The sequence below is a fragment of the Coriobacteriia bacterium genome (assembly GCA_013336165.1).
In the GTDB taxonomy this organism is placed as follows: Bacteria; Actinomycetota; Coriobacteriia; order Anaerosomatales; family JAAXUF01; genus JAAXUF01.
Genome location: JAAXUF010000001.1, coordinates 157,936 through 177,015 on the forward strand (window position 1 = coordinate 157,936; position 19,080 = coordinate 177,015).

Sequence of the window (19,080 nt, forward strand, 5' to 3'; positions counted from 1 at the left end):
AGGTGGTTAACGGCAACCTTAACGAGGTCTGTTCGCCCCAGTCCTAGAAGAGCTGTGGCGTGCCACCGCCTGAGGAAAACGACCTGCGATGGATTGTCGTCAGCCCACATCGCGCGATAGCGGCAAGGTGTTCCGGCGTCCCATAACCCTTATTCACGGCAAAAGCGTAGTCCGGATAGTCGCTGTCCAATTGCGTCATGAGGTGATCTCGAGTCACCTTCGCAAGAATGGATGCCGCCGCAATGGCAGCCACCTTCGCATCGCCCTTGACTACGGCAGTCTCATGTTCGACCACACGCAGAGGTAGTCCATCTATGAGCAGATGGTCAATCTCGATACCAAGCCCGGCGATCGCGCACAGGACTGCCTTCTTCAGTGCTGCAGTGACACCCATTCCATCGATCTCCCACGCTTCCACATGCGAAACCGAGTAGGCATACGCGGTGGCTCGGATCTGCTCGGCGAGTACGCTTCTGCGTGCCGGTGTCAGGCGCTTGCTATCGTCCAGTCCCTCGATGAGTGGCTCGTCAGGCAGGACCACGGCTGCAACCGTCATAGGTCCTGCAAGGGCGCCTCGTCCCACTTCATCGACTCCGGCAATCAGGGCGTAACCCTGCGCTTTCAGCGCGGCCTCGATCTGATAAAGCCTCAGGGTGCGTTCACGTTCGCGGTTCGCGGCCTCAACCCGCGCGCTGGCAGAAACACAGGCGGCCCGGATCCCCGCCCGGGGATCGTCTGAGTAATGCGAGAGTAGCTCGGGCAGTTGAGGACTCGTGGCCATCGCGAGAATTCGCCGGATTTCGGTTACGGAAAGGTCCTTGGAACGGTTCATCCGATCACGCATCTCCCAAACACACGGAAAGAAGCAGGGCGCGGGGTGCGCCCTGCTTCTTAAAGTCTAACTCTGTTGCAGCCGATGCCGCGAGAGATCGAGCATCCCCGCGTGCGCAGGCGGCTTAGTAGCCCTTTTCCTTGAGGCGGGCTGCTTTGCCGATCTTGTCGCGCAGGAAGTACAGCTTGCTGCGGCGAACCTTGCCGTGCGAAAGCACTTCGATCTTGTCGATCTTGGGCGAGTGCACGGGATACGTACGCTCAACACCAATACCGAACGATAGCTTGCGAACCGTGAACGTCTCACGGTTGCTGGCACCGTGACGGCGGATCACAACGCCCTGGAATACCTGCGTGCGTTCGCGAGTGCCTTCGATGATCTTGTAGTGAACTTTGACGGAATCGCCGACGTTCACCTCGGCAAGGTCATCCCGAATCTGCTGCTGCTCAATGGCTCTGATGATGTCCATGTTCCTGTGATTCCTGTTCGTCGATTAGACCTTGCGATTCCGCGGGAAGCGGGCGCGAGTGGGAAGTATATCCCACAGCCGCAAAGGGAGCAACGTTGAAGTCTGCGAGATGTTGTTCCTCCCTCACGTTGAGCTGTCGAAAGACCCTTACTGCAGCTTGCCAAACTGGCTGAGAGGCCAGTAAGTCCAGATTGCACGAGCTTGCACCTGGGTGACGGAGATAGTGCCGAAATAGCGGCTGTCAGCGCTGTTTGTTCGATTGTCGCCCATCACCCAGAGCTTACCGTCGGGAACTGTCAGCGGCATGCTCACCGTTATTCCGGGCTCCAATACGCTCGGCTGGCCGTGCGTATACGGCTCATCCAGCTTCTTTCCGTCGACATACACGGAGTTGTTCTTGATGTCGACGGTCTGCCCTCCTACCGCGATGACACGCTTGACAAGCACCGGATACGCCCCGTTTGGATCGTTGAACACGACCACATCTCCATATTGCGGAGATCGGGCAAAGCGGTAACTGATCTTCTCGGCAAGGAGGTAGTTGCCGATGGCGATTGTAGGCTCCATTGAGCCTGTCGGGACGACGAACGGTTGCACAACGAATACCTTAATCCCTTGCGCGAACGCGAATGCGATCGCGATGAGGACGATCGTCTCGATCAGCCAACGCCATGTAGACTGCGCCTGCTTTGGCCGAGGCGGCGCCGTCACATCTGCTTCTGTGTTGTCCATAAGATCCGTCATCGATCTACTCGCTTTCCGATGCGGCGTCGCATGCGGTCTCGGTCGCTGCAATTTCAAGCTCCGCCGCGCTCAGACTCACCCGCGACAGCAGGTCAGGCCGCATGCGGGCCGTCTTTCTTACAGCTTGTTCCCTGCGCCACTGCAAAATCTTCCCATGATCGCCGTTTCGCAACACTTCCGGCACCTCAAGATTGCGATAGACCGCGGGACGCGTGTACTGAGGGTACTCAAGCAATCCAAAGGAGAACGACTCGTCACCGCTTGAATCCTGGTCGCCGAGAACCCCTGGCACAAGGCGTGAAACGGCGTCTATCGTCACCATCGCCGGCAACTCGCCGCCGGTCAGCACATAGTCGCCGATGGAGAGTTCAAGATCGGCTCGCGTCATTACGCGCTCGTCAAAACCTTCGTAGCGCCCGCACACAAAAATGAGCCGCTCTTTCTCGGCAAGCTCGGTGACGAGCGCCTGTGAAAGCGGCATACCGGCTGGGGTCATGAAGACGACGAATCCGGGTTCGTCCTCAAGTTCTTGGACCGCATCGAGCGCTTCGAAGATGGGCTCGGGCTTCATGACCAGCCCGGCACCGCCACCGTATGGAGAATCGTCGGTCGTCCGATGCCTGTCGTGCGTCCAGTCGCGCAGGTTGTGAACACGGAGCTCGAGCAGGCCTCTCTCGCGGGCAAGTCCCACGATCGACGCCGACATGGGTCCTTCGAACATCTCGGGAAAGATTGTGATGACATCGGTTATCACGTTTCGTAGGCCTCTCCGGGCATAAGCCCCGGCAGCAACCTCACCGTGATCCGGCGTTCTGGCCGATCCACATCGAGCACGACATCGTCGATCACGGGAATGAGCACCTCGCCGAACGAACCATCAACGACCCATACGTCGTTTGCCCCGGTGTAGATAATCTCGGACACCGATCCGAGAAGGCCATGCTCTTCGTCGATGACGTCGAAACCTATCACGTCGTCAGGGTCGTCTTCCATGTCATACCAATTGGCAGGCAGGTCTTCAGTACGTACGAGGATATCGGCTCCGCGAAGCTGGACGGCGACATTGACGTCGTCGATCCCTTCGATGGTGAGCATTGGCCCCTTTGACCCTTGGCGAATTCCTGTGATGCGACCACCGCGGGCAGAGGCTGGTGGTGGTACGAACCAGACTCGCAAGCCTAGGGCAAAATCAAAAGAAAGGTCGGTGGCCGGAGCCACACAAACCTCCCCTTTGAGTCCATGCGTTTTGACAACCCGGCCAATCGGGACGTGCGCAGAGGGGCTCATGTCCCTATTCTGCGACTTCAACCTCGACCTGCTTGTCAGGGGTGCTCCCCGCCGCACGCGCGAGAGAGCGGATCGCTTTGATGATGCGACCTTGGCGGCCAATCACCTTGCCGACGTCAGCAGGATCGAGTGCGATCTCGAAGGTCACGGCGGCGTCAGACTCTTTCGTGGTGACGACGACGGTTTCAGGCGCATCGACAAGCGCCTCGACAATGTACTTGATGAGCCCCGCCGTGTCGGCTGAGGATGCCATCATTACCCTGTCTACTCGGCAGCAGCGGTTGCTGCTTTGGCCTCGGCGGCCGACTTCGCGACGGCCTTCTTGGAGGGCTTCGCTTCGACCTCCTTGGCCGCTTTGTCGCCGCGAGCGATCGCTATAAGTTTTGCTGCAGCTTCAGTGGGCTGAGCGCCCTTGGCGAGCCAAGCGTCGACTTCGGCGATATCGATCTCAACAGTGGACGGAGTCGTACGGGGATTGTAGCGCCCGACGATTCCGAGGAACCGACCATCGCGACGAGCGCGACCATCAGCGACTACGACGCGGTAAAACGGCGCCTTCTTTGCGCCGTGACGCGCCAAGCGGATCTTGACAGCCAACAGTTCACCTCCGGTAAAGGCGGCCCCATCAGGGCCGCACTGCGTGCAAGCAGAGCGGTTGCATATACTACGACAGTACGCCGAATGGGTCAAAGCACGGAGTGGAGTCGGCATCTCAGGCGCTGCCTGTAACGCGTCGAACTATCGTCCAAAACCGCCGGGCAGACCAGGCATGCGCATCCGTTTCCCACCTTTTCCGCCTTGTGCCATGAGTTGCTTCATCATCTTTCGTGATTCCGTGAACTGCTTGAGAAGCTGATTGACGTCCCGGACTTCGACCCCGGCTCCTTGGGCGATTCTCACTCGCCGTTCGCCGTTGATGAGTTGCGGTTTCTCTCGCTCCCGCCTCGTCATCGAGAAGATTATCGCCTCGGTGCGGCCCAAAGCGCCCTCATCCACATCGGCTGCCGGTGCACCAAGCTTTCCCATGCCGGGCAACGATTTCATGAGGTTGCCGATGCCACCCATCTTGCGCACCTGTTGGATCTGGCTCAGAAAGTCATCGAGGTTGAAGTCGGCTTTCTTGAGCCGCTGCGCCATCTCGACGTTTTCCTCGGCCTGGCCGATCTCCTGGGCCTTCTCGATGAGGGAGACGACGTCCCCCATGCCGAGGATGCGCTTGGCCATCCTGTCCGGAAAGAAGGGGTCGAGAGACTCGGGCTTCTCCCCTTCCGACGCGAACTTGATCGGCTTGCCTGTCACCTGGGTAACCGAAAGCGCTGCGCCTCCGCGCGCGTCTCCGTCGAGCTTGCTCATGATGACACCGTCGAAATCGACGCGCTCGGCAAAAACGGTTGCCGCGTTGACCGCGTCCTGGCCGGCCATTGAGTCGACGACCATGAGGACCTGATCGGGCCTGGTGGCATCCCTGATCCGAACCGCCTCGGTCATCATGTCCTCGTCGACATGAAGGCGCCCGGCGGTGTCGATGATGACGATGTCTTTCAGAGTGTCGATCGCCTGCCTCACGCCGTCTTTAGCGATCTTGACCGGATCGGCTCCTTCGCCACGGTATACGGGGATGTCAAGCTCCCTGCCGAGAGCTTCAAGCTGGTCGATAGCGGCAGGGCGGTAGACGTCGCACGCGACCATGAGCGGATGGTGGCCTTGCTTGCGCAGAAGATAGGCCAGCTTCGCTGTTGCGGTGGTCTTGCCGGAGCCCTGAAGGCCCACAAGCATGATCACGTTCGGGACCCGGCCTGACAATACCAAGCGAGAGTTCGTGGAGCCGAGCAACGTGGTCATTTCATCCAGCACGATCTTGACAACCTGCTGGCCCGGCGTAAGCGAGCTCATCACCTCGGAGCCAACGGCACGCTCGCGGATCTTGGCGACGAAGTCCTTCACGACCTTGTAGTTCACGTCAGCTTCGAGCAGCGCCATGCGGATCTCGCGCATTGCGACATCGACGTCGGCCTCAGTGAGACGTCCTTTGCCGGTGAGTCCGCTGAACACGTGCTGAAGTCTGTCTGAGAGGCTCTGAAACATCGCCATACGTTCCTCCGTTCATCCTGAAGTGTCCGGCAGTCTTTCGTGGCCGAGTAGACCGGTTCCGAGCGAGATCACCCCTTGACGAGCGCCGCCGAGAACTCCGCCGCGTCGAAAGGTCTTAGGTCGTCGATACCTTCCCCTACTCCTATGCGAAGCACCGGTATGCCGAGCTCGCGCGCGATGGCGACCGCTATGCCGCCCTTGGCGGTCCCATCCAGTTTTGTGAGCACGATACCGTCGATTGCGAGCGCCGCGCCAAACTCTCGTGCCTGCGCAAGGCCGTTTTGCCCTGTGGTTGAGTCCATGACGAGGATCGTGCGTACAGCCGCCTTGCTGCGGTTCTCTGCGACACGTTTGATCTTGGTCAGCTCGCGCATCAGGTCTGCCGAGGTGTGAAGCCTCCCGGCCGTGTCGATCAGCGTCAGGTCAGCGCCCGATTTCTCGGCGGACTCGATCGTCTCGAAAGCCACGGCCGCAGGATCGGCTCCGCGGTCACGGCGAACGACAGGGACGCCTGCCCTCTCGGCCCAGATGTCGAGCTGCTCGGACGCGGCTGCGCGAAACGTGTCCGCGGAGCCGAGAACCACCTTGCGCCCGGCTTCGGCTCCCTGCTTGGCTACCTTGCCCACCGTAGTGGTCTTGCCTGCACCGTTGACTCCAACGAAAAGGAGCGTTACTGGGCGCACGTCGAACGGGTCCTCATCGGGATCCGGGAACTCGGCGGCGATGCTCTCCACGAGAGCCTCGATGACCGCGGCGGAATCGGGGAGATTCTCACGCTTCGATCTGTCCTTCAGGCGCGCGACGATCTCAGTGGTGCCGGTGACCCCGATGTCGGAAGCCAGCAGCGTGTCTTCGAGATCAGACCAGAACTCATCATCAAGGTCAGGTCCCTTGCCGAGAAGCACGTTGAGTTGCCCTGCAAGCCGCTCTCGGCTCCTTGAGAGCCCGTCGGCGAGCCGGCTATACCACGATGGGCTCATGTTCCACTTCCGCTGTCACGCGAGCCCTGTCAAGCTTCTGGCTCACAACCTTCGAAACACCATCGGCCTGCATGGAAACGCCGTAGAGCACGTCAGCCATCTCCATGGTGCGTCGCTGATGGGTGACGATCAGGAACTGCGTCGAAGTTCGCATGGAGTCGACGAACGTGACGAAACGGCGCAGGTTTGTGTCGTCCAAAGCGGCTTCAACTTCGTCGAGGATATAGAAGGGGCACGGCCGGGTCCGATAGACGGCGAAAAGAAGCGCGAGCGCCGTCAGCGACTTCTCGCCGCCGGAGAGAAGCGACATCTTCGCGACCTTCTTACCCCGAGGCTGCGCGATCACTTCGACGCCGGTGGTGTCGGGATCATCCGGATCCGTCAGGCACAGCCGGGCCGAGCCGCCGGGGAACAGGACGGCGAATATCTCCTGGAAGGCCTCGTCGACCTGTTCGAAGGCCTCGAGAAACCTGTCTCTGACTTTGCGGTCGATAGCCGCGACCACCTTGTGAAGCGCCTTGCGGCTTCCATCGAGGTCGTCGACTTGGGACGTCATGAAGTCGCGCCGGGCTTTCAGAGACTCGAACTCCCGCATCGCCACCGGGTTGACCGGCCCGATCGAGGAGATCTGCTTTCGCAGCCGATGAGCACGATCTTCCGCCGCCCTGCGGTCTTCCAACTCCGGCAGTGCCAGCGCCCGTTCCAGCGAGATACCGAGTTCCTCAACGATGCGGTGGGCGGCCTGGTTCACCTGAAGCTCGGTCTGGCCCTTCTTCACACGAACATCGGTAGCGGTAGTGCTCTTTCCATCGATCTCGGCCTGAACTTCGCGGACGGCGCTTTGAGCCGCTTGGATCGTCTCGCGCAAAGACTCCGAGTCCGCCTGCTCGAAACAGGCGCGGTCCTTGAGTTTGGCGGCCCAGTGCTCGGCACGCTCCTGCAATGCAACGTAGAGATCATGAACGGGTTGGATTCGTTCGCGAAGCAGCTCGAGTGCCTGCTCCGTCTCCTTGGACTGCCGTATAGCGGTTTCCAGTTCGCGCAACTCGGAGTTGACGCCGTTGAGCTGTCTCTTGAGGTGTACTTCCCGTTCGGACACTGTGGCGATGTCCACCTGGCAGACGCTCAGTCGCTCAGAGACCGCGCTCTCCTCTCGAAAGCGCAGGTCGCGTTGCTCGCGAGCGATTGCCTGCGTCTCCTCGAAGCTTTCGAGCGTCGAGGTTGCCGAGGCGATCTTCTCGGCAAGATGGCCCACCGTCGGCTGGTCCTTGACGGAGCGCTCACGGATCGCGCCGATGCGAGTGTCAATCCCGCTTGCTTCCGTTTCCAGTGTGGTGAGTTGCTGCTCGAGCCGGCCGACCTCCTCGAGCATGGAGTCGTGTTCCCCGGTACACGCCGCGATCTTCTGCGAAAGGTCGAGTGCGTCCTGTTGTGCCGCCGAGAGTGCTTCTGCGGCAGCGGCGCTCTCCGATTCCGAGTCGCCAAGTGCGGCAGAAAGCGCGCCGATGCCGTCGGTCAACTCTGCGAAGCGGCGTTTCCGGGCAAGCACGCTCTCCGTGTCGTTGAGCTGCATGCCGAGCGTGAGCTTGCCGGTGGGCCAGACCACCGCACCTTCAGCTGTCGCAAAGCGAGCGCCTGAGGTGTCCGCTGCCGAGGCCTGCAAAGCCGCAGTGACGTTATCGACGACGAACACGTCGCCCAAGAGCGCCTCAACGGCAGGCCGCATGGACTCTTCGAAAACCAATTCGTCGAGAAGTCGCATGCCGGTTGTCGGCATACCCCTCAGATTCGAACGCGCGCCGGACAGAGGAACGACCGAAAGCTCGCCTTGGGACTCGGCCAGCAGCCCGTCTGCAAGGGTCGCGGCAGTGAGGGCGTCTGCAACCAGCACGCCGAACAAGTCGGCGCCGAGAAGCCTTTCCACGAGCACCTCGTAGTGCTTCGGAGCCCGAATTGCCTCGGTGACGGGGCCGATTAGACCCGGCAGACCGCCTTCGTTGGTCAGCGCCCATGCTAGGGCCGGGGACGCGGCGGCAAACGCACGGTCGACTTCCTCCAGCCCACGGAGCTCCGCACGCGCTTCGGCCAGCGCGTTGCGCCGGCTGTCGAGATCGCGCCGACGGGACTCCAAAACGCGTACCCGCTTGTCGACATCGGAGTCGGCAAGCGCCAGATCGCGCTTCAGGTGGCTCAGGCGAGCCGAGACCCCATCGAGACGGCTGCGCCGTGCGGAGAGAGTTGCTTGAGCAGCAAGTCGCTGATCTCTGATCTGCGACGCCCGCTCTGCCAGCAGGTCGTCTTCAAGCCTGAAGGCAGACAGCGCCTGTTCGGCGAGCGCTGAAGCCGCCCGATCGTCTTCAAGTTGCTTGCGAACGCGGCGAATCTCGGCGGCCAGGCGTGAGAGCTCCTCATCGGCAGCGATGCGGGCCTTACGCACGGCCTCGGCTTCACGACGCACTTCGTTGAGTTGTCCGTAAAGCGCTTTGAGACGGCCGTCGGCGTCCACCCGCTCCAGCGACAGCCGTTCAAGCTCCGCGGAACGCTGCACCGTGCGATTGTCGGACTGGTGGAGCTTCTGCCGAAGTTCAGAGAGCTTCTCGATGAGGTTCTTGCCCTTTTCTTCAAGCAGCAGCAAGCCGGCATCAAGACGCTCGAGAATCGACTGCATCCTACGCCGTTGTTCGGAGAGATCGCCGACAAACAGGCCTTTCTCCTCCAACAGCGACTGGAACTTCGCGAGTTCACGTTCCTTCTCGGCTAGGCGATAGCGGGACAGCTCGATGTCGGCATCCGCTTCGCGTTCAAGCTTCGAGATCTCTTCCCACTGGCCCTGAAGCCGACGCAGATCGTCGACGGCCATGCCGAGCTCATGCTCTCGCAATTCCGCCGAGAGCGCCGCATGCTCCTGCGCGCGCGTCGCCTGGCGCTCGAGCGGCCGGAGCTGGCGTTCGATTTCGGACGAGATGTCGCGTGCCCTTGCGAGATAGGCGTCCATGGCAGAGAGCTTGCGCAGCGCGCGTTCTTTGCGCTTCTTGTGCTTCAGGACACCCGCGGCTTCGTCGATGAGTCCGCGTCTGTCTTCGGGACGCGAGTTTAAGACCTCATCTAGGCGACCTTGGCTAATGATGGAATGCGTGTCTCGACCGAGACCGGAGTCGTGAAGCAGATCTTGGATGTCCATGAGACGTGACGGTGACTGGTTGATGAGGTACTCACTGTCGCCGTTGCGAAACATGCGACGGGTAATGGTGACTTCGGAAAACTCCAGCGGCAATGTGCCGTCGCTGTTGTCGAGCACGAGGTCGACTTCCGCCACGCCCACAGGCTGGCGTGCCGAGGAGCCTGCGAAAATGACGTCTTCCATCGCTTGCCCGCGCAGGCTCTTGGCAGACTGCTCGCCCAGTACCCATAGAACCGCATCGGAGATGTTGGACTTGCCGGATCCGTTTGGCCCGACGATGACGGTGACGCCGGGTTCGAACAGCATGACGCCCTTATCGGCGAATGACTTGAAACCTCGGAATATCAGGGACTTGAGGTACACGTTCCCCCTAGGGCGCGGACTGGCATACGGAACGAAAAACGCACACAAAACCGGAGGCAAGTGTAGCACAGGAGGATCGCCTGACCGCCCCTCGTGGGGCTCTCCGACAGACGATTTGCGAGGGCCTAAAGTCGTTCCAGAGCCGCTGAAGCCGCAGCCGCTTCGGCGTCTTTCTTCGTCCGCCCGCTCCCCTGTCCGACGACGATGCCCTCCATCTCCACCGCGCAGGTGAACGTCCGGGCGTGTGGTGGGCCATCCTCGGCAATGAGGCGGTAGGTCGGGGCGAGGCCCCTGGCCTGAGTGATTTCTTGAAGCAGTGACTTTGGATTCTCGGGTGTCGACGCGGCGTCTTCCGAGATCCGCGAGCCAAGCGTCGCAAGAACCCACTCGCGGGCAGCAGGGAGCCCGGCGTCCAAGTAGAGCGCTGCCACAAGTGCCTCGTAGACATTCTCGAGTGCACTCACCAAACCTCTGCCGCCGGTGCCCCGCTCGCTGTCACCAACGATCAGTGCGCCGCCAAGGCCCAAATCGGCCGCTACTTCCGAGAGTGTGGTGCCGGCAACAGCCGAGATCTTGATGCGGGTCATTCCGCCTTCAGGCATGTCGGGATAGCGGCGGAACACCTCCTCGGCGATGACGAAGCCCACAACCGAGTCGCCAAGAAACTCGAGACGTTCGTAGTACGCGCCCGGATCCTTGGCCTCGATCGCCGAAGGATGTGTGAGGGCGCGCAGGAGCAGATCGCGGTCCGAGAACCGGTGGCCCATGACCTTCTCGGCGAGCGCCAGCCGCTGAGAGCCTTCCGCAGATGCGTTTGCCACAGTCTTGCCGGCCTCCTATACCCGCGCGAGAACGAGAGTCGCGTTATGTCCGCCGAAACCGAAGGAGTTGCTCATGGTGACGGATAGATCCGCAGCACGGGCAACGTTGGGAACGTAGTCAAGATCGCATTCCGGGTCCGGAGTGGCAAGGTTGATTGTGGGCGGAATGATGGAGTTCTCCATTGCCAGGATGCAGACCGCGGCTTCGACGGCACCCGCGCCGCCGAGCAGGTGCCCCATCATCGATTTCGTCGAGCTGACGGGTGGCACACACTGCCCAAACACCGACTTGATCGCTTTTGTCTCTGCGGCGTCGCCCGCATCGGTTGAAGTGCCGTGGGCGTTGATGTAGCTGACGTCGCATGGCGACAGCCGACCCTCTTCCAGTGCAATCTGCATTGCACGGAAGGCACCGCTTCCGTCGGGTGCGGGCGCTGTCATGTGGTAGGCGTCGGCGCTGGCGCCGTACCCCACAAGCTCGGCACGGATATGCGCGCCGCGGGCGACAGCGTGATCCCAATCCTCGAGAACGAGGATTCCTCCGCCTTCGGCGATGACGAAGCCGTCGCGGCTCGCGTCCCAAGGACGCGATGCGCCGGTGGGATCGTCGTTACGGGTGGACAGGGCCCTCAGTGCACAGAAGCCCGCGACGCCGAGCGGCGTGACGCCGGAATCGAATCCGCCGGCAATCATGACGTCGGCTCTGCCACGACGGATCGCCTCGGCGGCTTCTCCGATCGCGTGAGACCCCGTGGCACACGCCGAAACCACCGCGTAGTTGATTCCCTTAAGCCCGTATCGGATCGAAATATGACCGGCAGCTAGGTCGGTGATCATCATTGGAACGAGAAATGGGCTCACGCGACCCGGGCCGCGCTCGAGCAGGATCTCCTTCTGCTCCTCCATGAGTCCGAGTCCGCCGATGCCCGAGCCGACGATGACACCCGAGCGCAAGGCGAGATCATCTGAGATCTCAGTGAGTCCGGCGTCGCGCATTGCTTCGTCGGCAGCGACCATCGCGAACTGCTGGAAGCGCGACATGCGCCTGGCTTCCTTGTGGTCCAACACGCCGCTCGGGTCGAAGTCCTTGATGTAGCCGGCGATTCGCGATGAGTATCCGGTAGTGTCGAAGTGCTCAATCGCGGAGATGCCGCTGCGCCCGCTGACGAGAGAGTCCCACATTGCATCGACACCGATACCTACCGGTGTCACGACTCCGAGGCCGGTGACGGCAATCCTCTTCATGAAGCTTCCTCTCCGGATGATTTCCACTCGGCTTCAAGACGCCTCATCAGTTCAGCGACGGTCGGAACGTCGGTGATTCGTGCCGCCGAGGAGCCGGCAAAGACGAGCCCGTTCTCGACGTCTCCGCTTTGGGCGAGTTCGAGTTCCTTCATGATGCAGTAGTCTTTGTGGCATTCCTTGAGGCACGCCGCGCACCGCTCGATCGGCGGGTACTCGCCTCGGTGTGCACGCTCCCAGAACGGGTTCTTCAAAGCCCGTCCGGGCAGACCGACCGGACTTTTCACGAGCACAATATCTTCAGGTGACGCATTCACATACATCTGCTTGAACGCATCAGGGGCAGATGACTCAACCGTCGCCGCAAAACGGGTACCCATCTGGACGCCAGCGGCACCCGTGTCGAGAGCCTTGCGGATGTCGGCGCCCGTCACGATACCGCCGGCACCAATCACCGGCAGATCAACGGACGCCACGATTTCCGGAAGCAGGTCAAGCATCAGCCGATCGGTGCCGAGGTGACCTCCGGCTTCGAAACCTTCGACGATGAGCGCGGACGCCCCGAACTTCTCGGCGAGCCGGGCAACGCGCGTGGAGCCGACGATCGGCACCACCGGCACGCGGAACTCACGTCCCCATGCAAAGACGTCTCGCGAGAACCCAGCACCAGCGATCACTAGGTCGGCGCCCTCCGCCATGGCCGTCTGCACGAGTTCTTTGAATTTTCGCACCGCGACCATGATGTTGACGCCGATCACGCCATCCGTCGCCTCGCGCGCTTTGCGGATCTCGGCGGCCAGCTCCCCCGCAGTCAGTCCGCTGCCAGCAATTACGCCGATGCCGCCTGCTTGGGCAACCGCCGAAGCAAGCGGGGCCATCGAGATCCGGACGGCCATCCCGCCTTGAACGATGGGGAGGCGGGCTGTGCGCTCCCCAATTGTGAGTGTTGGCATGTCCACGCTCGAATGCCCTTCGGTCGGATGGAGGGTGCAATGGGTTGATATCCCCGCACGCTACAGGAAGAGATCTGAAGCGTGCGGAGAACCTTCAGCCGAAGACCTAAGCGTTCGCTGCGATGTAGGAGACAGCATCGCCGACCGTCTTGATGCTCTCGGCATCTTCGTCCGGAATCGAGACCCCGAACTCTTCCTCAAGCGCCATCACGAGTTCGACGATATCGAGCGAGTCGGCACCCAGATCATCGACAAACGACGCCTCCTCAGTGACGTCATCCTCCTCGACGTTGAGTTGCTCGACTATGACTGCTTTGACCTTCTCGACAACTTCATCGTGCTCCATACGAAAAGACCTCCTCCGGTCGCTTTCAATCTCCAACAAAGACGGACAGATGTGTCCGGTGACGCACTCTACATAAACGTCATCCCGCCGTCGATGGCAAGAGTCTGACCCGTGATATATGCGGCCTCGTCGCTAGCCAGAAACGCGACGGCTTTTGCGACGTCGGCCGGAGCGCCGAGCCTGGCGAGCGAGATCTGCTTGATGATGGCCTCCCGCGCGGTTTCCGAAAGCGCGGCCGTCATGTCTGTCTCGATAAAGCCTGGGGCCACGGCGTTGACGCGCACGCCTCTCGATGCAAGCTCTTTCGCCACAGACTTAGTCAGGCCAATGACGCCGGCCTTCGCTGCCGCGTAGTTCGCCTGCCCGGCATTGCCGATGAGCCCTATCACGGATGTGACGTTGACGACTGCGCCGCTGCGCTGCTTCATCAAGTGGCGTGTGGCCGCACGAGTGACATTGAAGACGCCGGTGAGGTTGGTGCCGATAACGGACTCCCAGTCTTCGTCACTCATGCGCACCAGAAGCCCGTCGCGGGTGATGCCGGCGTTGTTGACGAGTATGTCCAGCCCGCCGAGTTCTCGCAGCGTCGCTTCGATAAGGCCCGTGCACGCCTCAGGATCGCTGACATCGGCCTGTACTGAGATCGCTCGTGACCCGTTCTCTCGAATCCGCCGAACGATGTTCTCGGCGGCATCAGCCGATCCGGCATAGTTCACGGCCACCGAGGCTCCGCTAGCACCCAGCAATTCGGCGATCGCCGCGCCTATTCCGCGCGAAGCACCCGTGACGAGGGCTACCTTTCCGGTCAGATCCGCCACTTCATGCCACCTCCCCAACGATGATCTCCAGGTCCGAGGACTCGACCGCGAAGGCGGTCAAGCCTTCCACCCGCCGAGCCAACCCGGAAAGCACGGTGCCGGGTCCGGACTCAATGACAGTTGTAGGACCATCCGCTAAGAGCGCCACCATGGCCTCAGTCCACCTTACAGGGGAGGTGATCTGAGCGCGAAGCCGCTCTCTGATTCGCACTGCATTGGTCTCGGCGACGGGATCAGTGTTCTGTACCACCGGGATGCGCGCGTCGTTGAACTGCGCGCCGGCGAGAAGGTCAGCAAACGCCTCCTGCGCGCCCAACATGAGCGGTGTGTGAAACGGGCCGGCGACAGCCAGAGGCACGACCCTCTTTGCGCCCGCTTCCGTCAGGCGAGGGCTTGCTTCTTCAAGTCCTGCAAAACGCCCCGAAATGACAACCTGCCCCGGGGCGTTGTCGTTGGCGATCCAGATATCTGCAATCTCCGCGACGGCGGCAGACGCCTGAGAAGCAGTCAGCCCCAGTACTGCCATCATACCTCCGGGGTTATTCTCGGCGGCCGATGCCATGAGCCGGCTCCGTTCGACAACCAATTCAAGTCCGGCTTCCGGCGAGAACACTCCCGCCACCGCCAGAGCCGCCAACTCGCCGAGAGAATGGCCTGCCACCGCAGACGGCCGGATGCCGCAGTCCAGAAGCGTGAAGCCCCATGCGATGTCGACGAGATAGATAAGCGGCTGCGCGACGCGGGTATCCGCGAGCGCTGAAACTGGACCCTTGGCCGCAATCTTGCGCAACTCGAGACCTGAAAGTGCCTCAGCAGCGTCCAAGAGCCGATCGAGCGAATCGAAATCGGGGACGTTGTCCAACATCCCGGGACGTTGTGAGCCCTGGCCCGGAAAGATGAGTGCGCTGCGTGCGGTCACGCCTGTACCCGATGCGTCAGAGTAGCAAGACGTTGGATCACCGATTCGGCCTCCGTGGCTATTTCGGTGATGATCTCGGCAGCCGGTTGGATCCTTCTTACGAGCCCCGCCACCTGCCCCGCCATGAGAGAACCCATCTCGATGTCGCCCTGACGCATCGCCAGAGCAAGTCTGCCCGTGCCGAGACGATCGATCTCGTCCACCTTGTTGTCGCGATCGAGTTCCTCGATCTGCCTCGAAAGCTTGTTCTTGAGGACCCGCACCGGATGGCCGGTGGAGCGGCCGGTGACCACCGTGTCTCTATCGCCAGCCTTCAAGACGCGCTCCTTGACCGCCATGTGGATGGTGCACTCCGTGGCGCACATGAACCTTGTACCCACCTGCACACCTTCCGCACCCAAAGCCAGAGCCGCCGCCAATCCCCTGCCGTCAGCGATGCCGCCGGCGGCGATGACGGGAACGTTCACCGCATCGACGAGCTGCGGAACCAGAACCATCGTCGTAAGTTCGCCGATGTGTCCTCCGGCTTCCATACCTTCGCCGATGATCGCGTCGGCACCTACCGACTCAAGGCGTTTCGCGAGAGCGACTGAGGGTGCGATCGGAAGTACTTTGATGCCGGCGTTCTTGAGTGCCGGCATGTACTTGCCGGGGTTGCCTGCTCCCGTCGTTACGACTCGCACGCCTTCTTCGATGACCATGGCCACGAGTTCATCGATGTGCGGAGTCAGCAGCATGAGGTTCACGCCGAACGGGCGGTTCGTCAGTGTCTTCGCGTTGCGAATCTCAGTCCGCAGGACTTCCGTGGGCATCTGGCCGGCGCCGATGATTCCGATGCCACCTGCGTTGCTGACGGCGGCGGCAAGTTCAGCCGTCGCCGTCCAAGCCATGCCGCCCTGAATGATCGGGTATTCGATGCCCAGCAACTCAGTGAGCCGAGTATGAAGCGCCATGCTAGGAGACCTCCTCGTTCGGAACAGCCATCGACCATCGCAACGTTGCAGCGCCCCACGTGAGGCCCGCGCCGAATCCGACCAGCGCGATCAGGTCCCCGGGTTGTAGCTTCCCGCGCGAATACAGTTCATCGAGCGCAAGCGGTATCGAGGCCGCCGACGTGTTTCCGGTCATGGAAATGTCGTTGTACACCCGCGACTCGTCCATGCCGAGACGTTCCTCGACGGTGTCGGTTATCCGCTTGTTGGCCTGGTGCGGAATCAGCCACGCAAGATCTTCGACCGTGTGGCCGGACTGCTCCAATGCTTCGAGCGTAACCTTGGGGATCGCTCGGACGGCGAACTTGTAGATTTCGTTGCCGGCCATTCGAAGATACTGCAGCCCGGCATGCAGGCCATCTTCCGTAAGAGGGACTGCCGAACCGCCGGCCACTACGGTAAGCAGATCGGACCCTGATCCGTCGGCACCCAAGACGATGGAGAACACTCCGGGTTCGCCTGATGCCTGAAGAACCACTGCCCCTGCACCGTCGCCGAACAGGATGCAGGTCGACCGGTCTGTGAAGTCCACGCGTCGTGTAAGCGCCTCAGCACCTATCACAAGGACCGTCTCGGCCCTGCCAGATTCGATCATGGACGTTGCCGTGTGCAGAGCATAGATGAAACCTGTACAGGCCGCATTGATGTCGAAGGCCGGGCACGTGAGGCCGATCTTGTCCTGGACGATACATGCCGTCGAAGGAAAGAACCTGTCCGCGGTTGCGGTTGCCATAATGAGCATGTCGACTTGATCGCGAGGTACCCCGGATCTCGCCAGCGCACGCTCTGCTGCGCGTGCGGCAAGGTCCGATGTGGCTTCTCCGGGGGCGACCATGTGGCGTTCTCGAATCCCCGTCCGCGAGACGATCCATTCGTCAGACGTGTCAACCATGCGCTCGAGATCCTGGTTGGTGATTATGGCCTCGGGCAGGTAGGAGCCGGTCCCCGTGATCGAAGCATAACGTGTCATTGTGAGGTGATCATCCCTGTTCTCTCGGGAAGTCGCACAGCTTGCGTAACGCGAGCATGCAACATCGGCGCAGTGTACACGACCTCATCAGGAGCAAGAAGAACCGGTCAGTCTAGTTTCGCGATCTTCTCGGCGACACGCTCGGTCAAGCCCCCCCGCACGGCCTGTGCGGCAACACGGATTGCGTTTGCCACGGCGGTTGCGTTGGAGGAGCCATGCCCGATGATACAGACACCTTTTACCCCTAGAAGCGGCGCGCCACCGTACACGTCAGGGTCGAGACGATGCTTCATGTCGGAGAGCGCAGGCTTGAGAACCGCCGCCGCAAGACTCAGGATGGGTGTTGAGGTCATCGCCTTTTTGATCTCGCCGAGCAGAACCTTGCTGGTTCCTTCCAGCAGCTTCAGTGCGACGTTTCCAGTGAACCCATCGGTGACGATGACGTCACAGGCGCCGTTCATCAGATCGCGCCCCTCAACGTTGCCGACAAAACCCGCGACGTGTTCGCTCATGAGAACGTGAGCTTCTTGTGCGAGCTGAGAGCCTTTGGTGGACTCCTCGCCGATATTGAGCAACGCGACGCGTGGAGCCGGCACCGAGAGCACTACAGACGCATAGACGGCGCCCATCCCGGCAAACTGCACCAAGTCTTCAGGCTTGCAGTCGGCATTCGCGCCCACATCGAGAAGTACGCATGGGATGCCGACGGTTGGAATCACGGTTGCGATAGCGGGACGCCTCACGCCGCGAATGCGGCCCATCACAAGAGTTGCGGCCGCCATGGCGGCCCCCGTCGAACCCGCAGAGAAGAACGCATCGGCGTGCTCGTCGGCAACGAGGCGGCAGCCCACGACGATCGACGAGTCCTTCTTGGAACGTACGGCGCTCGCAGGGTGCTCGTCCATGGCGATGACTTCTGTTGTCGGGACGGCTACTACCTTGTCCGAATGCCGTTCCGCGAAGGGCGTGATCACTTCGTCAGATCCCGTGAGAACGATCCGGATTTCAGGGTCGCTTGCGAGTGCAAGTTCTACGCCCGACAGGATCTCGGAAGGAGCTCTGTCGCCGCCCATTGCATCTACAACAACCGTGACCGGGCACACTTGGCTCATGAGCCCTCCTCGTTGTATCTGTTCACGCCGAAGGGCGAAGATGTGCTTGGCCCAGCAGAGGAACTAGTTGGTCTCGATGATCTCTTTGCCGTTATAGAAACCACACGTCGGGCACACGCGATGCGGCACCTTGGGCTCGTGGCACTGCGAGCAAAGCGAACTTGCTGTCGCTTCCAGGCTATGGGATGAACGACGCGAGTTGGTCTTCGCGCGGCCGGTCTTTCGCTTCGGGACAGCCATGTTCCTGGGTCCTTCCGTTCTCAGCGCCAAAGGGCGCAGATCAATTGGTTTACCATACTTGAATCACACGAGGTGTGATGGTATCACGCGATGCGATGTATGTGTAGAAGCTTGATACCACGATATTTCAGAAACGCTATTGAGATGAGCCGGCACTATCCTGATCGACGAGAGTCCTGAGCGCCGAGAACGGATGCCCGGGCGCCCCGTCGCCTCTCCCGCAACCGCATGTCCCTTCGTTGAGATCCGCGCCGCACTCGAGACATATCCCCGCGCAGTCCTCGGCGTGCAAGGGTGCGAATGGCGCATCGAGCACCAACGCGGCGAGCATGGCCGGGGCGAGGTCTACCGTTTCGTCGGAGTTGATGTACTCGACTTCCTGTTCCTCCGGCACGTCACTGTCTTTGCCGGGAAACACATAGAAACCCTCGACCTCGCCATTGATATCGAGAGGAAACTCGCAGAGGCACCGAGCGCACGTTGCGACCGTGGGCAGCGAAACGCCACCGTAAGCGACGATGGCTGTTCCTGTGTGAGTCACTGTGATTTCGTACTTCGCCGGGCCGCGGACAATGAACTCCTCCGCACCCACCGTCAAGTCGTCTACTTGCAGTTCACCTGACACGACAACGGTGGCGCCCAGATCTCCGAGAATCGGCGACACATCAACAAGACACGCTTCCATGCCCTCGCCTCTCTGAAGTCTCTTTGCGATATTCG

21 protein-coding genes are annotated in these 19,080 nt (G+C 61.1%); all 21 read right to left on the reverse strand.

The window, feature by feature from the left end; all coding sequences use genetic code 11:
• Window positions 1–43 precede the first annotated feature (43 nt).
• The 21 genes from HGA39_00765 to HGA39_00865 all read right to left on the reverse strand — a co-directional run bounded on the left by HGA39_00765 (window position 44) and on the right by HGA39_00865 (window position 19,045).
• Window positions 44–832: a ribonuclease HII gene (locus HGA39_00765; protein NTW27889.1), complete on the reverse strand. Its 789-nt coding sequence runs from the start codon at window positions 830–832 to the stop codon at window positions 44–46.
• A gap of 124 nt (window positions 833–956) precedes the next feature.
• Window positions 957–1,301 carry a 50S ribosomal protein L19 gene (gene rplS / locus HGA39_00770; protein NTW27890.1) on the reverse strand — a complete coding sequence of 115 codons (345 nt, stop codon included), beginning with the start codon at window positions 1,299–1,301 and terminating at the stop codon, window positions 957–959.
• Window positions 1,302–1,448: 147 nt separating this feature from the next.
• Window positions 1,449–2,033, reverse strand: coding sequence for a signal peptidase I (gene lepB / locus HGA39_00775; protein ID NTW27891.1), 585 nt, complete (start codon window positions 2,031–2,033; stop codon window positions 1,449–1,451).
• 16 nt (window positions 2,034–2,049) lie between these two features.
• Window positions 2,050–2,799: a tRNA (guanosine(37)-N1)-methyltransferase TrmD gene (gene trmD, locus HGA39_00780; protein ID NTW27892.1), complete on the reverse strand. Its 750-nt coding sequence runs from the start codon at window positions 2,797–2,799 to the stop codon at window positions 2,050–2,052.
• Window positions 2,796–3,332 (reverse strand): 16S rRNA processing protein RimM, encoded by a 537-nt coding sequence (gene rimM, locus HGA39_00785; GenBank protein NTW27893.1) that lies wholly within the window; start codon window positions 3,330–3,332, stop codon window positions 2,796–2,798. Before rimM ends, trmD begins: the two co-directional genes overlap by 4 nt.
• A 4-nt stretch (window positions 3,333–3,336) precedes the next feature.
• Entirely contained in the window at window positions 3,337–3,585 is a 249-nt protein-coding gene (locus tag HGA39_00790; GenBank protein ID NTW27894.1) for a KH domain-containing protein, read from the reverse strand.
• Between the two features lie 11 nt (window positions 3,586–3,596).
• Window positions 3,597–3,929 (reverse strand): 30S ribosomal protein S16, encoded by a 333-nt coding sequence (gene rpsP, locus HGA39_00795; protein NTW27895.1) that lies wholly within the window; start codon window positions 3,927–3,929, stop codon window positions 3,597–3,599.
• Window positions 3,930–4,070: 141 nt separating this feature from the next.
• The gene (ffh, locus tag HGA39_00800) at window positions 4,071–5,417 is read right to left on the reverse strand and encodes a signal recognition particle protein (GenBank protein NTW27896.1); all 1,347 of its coding nucleotides are present in this window, start codon (window positions 5,415–5,417) and stop codon (window positions 4,071–4,073) included.
• A gap of 74 nt (window positions 5,418–5,491) precedes the next feature.
• Window positions 5,492–6,403 (reverse strand): signal recognition particle-docking protein FtsY, encoded by a 912-nt coding sequence (gene ftsY, locus HGA39_00805; protein ID NTW27897.1) that lies wholly within the window; start codon window positions 6,401–6,403, stop codon window positions 5,492–5,494.
• Complete coding sequence (gene smc / locus HGA39_00810; GenBank protein NTW27898.1) at window positions 6,384–9,947, reverse strand: chromosome segregation protein SMC; 3,564 nt, start codon at window positions 9,945–9,947, stop codon at window positions 6,384–6,386. Before smc ends, ftsY begins: the two co-directional genes overlap by 20 nt.
• A gap of 125 nt (window positions 9,948–10,072) precedes the next feature.
• Complete coding sequence (gene rnc / locus HGA39_00815; protein ID NTW27899.1) at window positions 10,073–10,714, reverse strand: ribonuclease III; 642 nt, start codon at window positions 10,712–10,714, stop codon at window positions 10,073–10,075.
• A 69-nt stretch (window positions 10,715–10,783) separates the two neighbouring features.
• Window positions 10,784–12,013, reverse strand: a complete 1,230-nt coding sequence (gene fabF / locus HGA39_00820; protein ID NTW27900.1) for a beta-ketoacyl-ACP synthase II — start codon at window positions 12,011–12,013, stop codon at window positions 10,784–10,786.
• A complete protein-coding gene (locus tag HGA39_00825) occupies window positions 12,010–12,969 on the reverse strand; it encodes a nitronate monooxygenase (GenBank protein ID NTW27901.1) in 960 nt (319 codons plus the stop codon). The genes fabF and HGA39_00825 overlap by 4 nt, the downstream gene beginning before the upstream one ends.
• 100 nt (window positions 12,970–13,069) lie before the next feature.
• On the reverse strand, window positions 13,070–13,309 hold the full coding sequence (locus HGA39_00830; GenBank protein NTW27902.1) for an acyl carrier protein: 240 nt from the start codon (window positions 13,307–13,309) through the stop codon (window positions 13,070–13,072).
• A gap of 68 nt (window positions 13,310–13,377) precedes the next feature.
• Window positions 13,378–14,127: a 3-oxoacyl-[acyl-carrier-protein] reductase gene (fabG, locus tag HGA39_00835; protein ID NTW27903.1), complete on the reverse strand. Its 750-nt coding sequence runs from the start codon at window positions 14,125–14,127 to the stop codon at window positions 13,378–13,380.
• A gap of 1 nt (window position 14,128) precedes the next feature.
• On the reverse strand, window positions 14,129–15,046 hold the full coding sequence (gene fabD / locus HGA39_00840) for an ACP S-malonyltransferase (protein ID NTW27904.1): 918 nt from the start codon (window positions 15,044–15,046) through the stop codon (window positions 14,129–14,131).
• Window positions 15,043–15,999, reverse strand: a complete 957-nt coding sequence (gene fabK / locus HGA39_00845; protein NTW27905.1) for an enoyl-[acyl-carrier-protein] reductase FabK — start codon at window positions 15,997–15,999, stop codon at window positions 15,043–15,045. The genes fabD and fabK overlap by 4 nt, the downstream gene beginning before the upstream one ends.
• Before the next feature lies 1 nt (window position 16,000).
• Window positions 16,001–17,008 (reverse strand): ketoacyl-ACP synthase III, encoded by a 1,008-nt coding sequence (locus HGA39_00850; protein ID NTW27906.1) that lies wholly within the window; start codon window positions 17,006–17,008, stop codon window positions 16,001–16,003.
• A gap of 107 nt (window positions 17,009–17,115) precedes the next feature.
• Window positions 17,116–18,120 (reverse strand): phosphate acyltransferase PlsX, encoded by a 1,005-nt coding sequence (gene plsX, locus HGA39_00855; GenBank protein NTW27907.1) that lies wholly within the window; start codon window positions 18,118–18,120, stop codon window positions 17,116–17,118.
• Window positions 18,121–18,183: 63 nt separating this feature from the next.
• A complete protein-coding gene (rpmF, locus tag HGA39_00860; GenBank protein NTW27908.1) occupies window positions 18,184–18,360 on the reverse strand; it encodes a 50S ribosomal protein L32 in 177 nt (58 codons plus the stop codon).
• 136 nt (window positions 18,361–18,496) lie between these two features.
• On the reverse strand, window positions 18,497–19,045 hold the full coding sequence (locus HGA39_00865) for a DUF177 domain-containing protein (GenBank protein NTW27909.1): 549 nt from the start codon (window positions 19,043–19,045) through the stop codon (window positions 18,497–18,499).
• Between the last annotated feature and the right edge of the window lie 35 nt (window positions 19,046–19,080).

Excerpts from the sequence above, each read along its gene's own strand:
- HGA39_00765 (NTW27889.1), bottom strand. The coding sequence starts at position 832 with ATGAACCGTTCCAAGGACCTTTCCGTAACCGAAATCCGGCGAATTCTC.
- rplS (NTW27890.1), bottom strand. The coding sequence starts at position 1,301 with ATGGACATCATCAGAGCCATTGAGCAGCAGCAGATTCGGGATGACCTT.
- lepB (NTW27891.1), bottom strand. The coding sequence starts at position 2,033 with ATGGACAACACAGAAGCAGATGTGACGGCGCCGCCTCGGCCAAAGCAG.
- rimM (NTW27893.1), bottom strand. The coding sequence starts at position 3,332 with ATGAGCCCCTCTGCGCACGTCCCGATTGGCCGGGTTGTCAAAACGCAT.
- HGA39_00790 (NTW27894.1), bottom strand. The coding sequence starts at position 3,585 with ATGGCATCCTCAGCCGACACGGCGGGGCTCATCAAGTACATTGTCGAG.
- ffh (NTW27896.1), bottom strand. The coding sequence starts at position 5,417 with ATGTTTCAGAGCCTCTCAGACAGACTTCAGCACGTGTTCAGCGGACTC.
- ftsY (NTW27897.1), bottom strand. The coding sequence starts at position 6,403 with ATGAGCCCATCGTGGTATAGCCGGCTCGCCGACGGGCTCTCAAGGAGC.
- rnc (NTW27899.1), bottom strand. The coding sequence starts at position 10,714 with ATGGGCCACCGGTTCTCGGACCGCGATCTGCTCCTGCGCGCCCTCACA.
- fabF (NTW27900.1), bottom strand. The coding sequence starts at position 12,013 with ATGAAGAGGATTGCCGTCACCGGCCTCGGAGTCGTGACACCGGTAGGT.
- HGA39_00830 (NTW27902.1), bottom strand. The coding sequence starts at position 13,309 with ATGGAGCACGATGAAGTTGTCGAGAAGGTCAAAGCAGTCATAGTCGAG.
- fabK (NTW27905.1), bottom strand. The coding sequence starts at position 15,999 with ATGGCGCTTCATACTCGGCTCACTGAGTTGCTGGGCATCGAATACCCG.
- HGA39_00850 (NTW27906.1), bottom strand. The coding sequence starts at position 17,008 with ATGACACGTTATGCTTCGATCACGGGGACCGGCTCCTACCTGCCCGAG.
- plsX (NTW27907.1), bottom strand. The coding sequence starts at position 18,120 with ATGAGCCAAGTGTGCCCGGTCACGGTTGTTGTAGATGCAATGGGCGGC.
- rpmF (NTW27908.1), bottom strand. The coding sequence starts at position 18,360 with ATGGCTGTCCCGAAGCGAAAGACCGGCCGCGCGAAGACCAACTCGCGT.
- HGA39_00865 (NTW27909.1), bottom strand. The coding sequence starts at position 19,045 with ATGGAAGCGTGTCTTGTTGATGTGTCGCCGATTCTCGGAGATCTGGGC.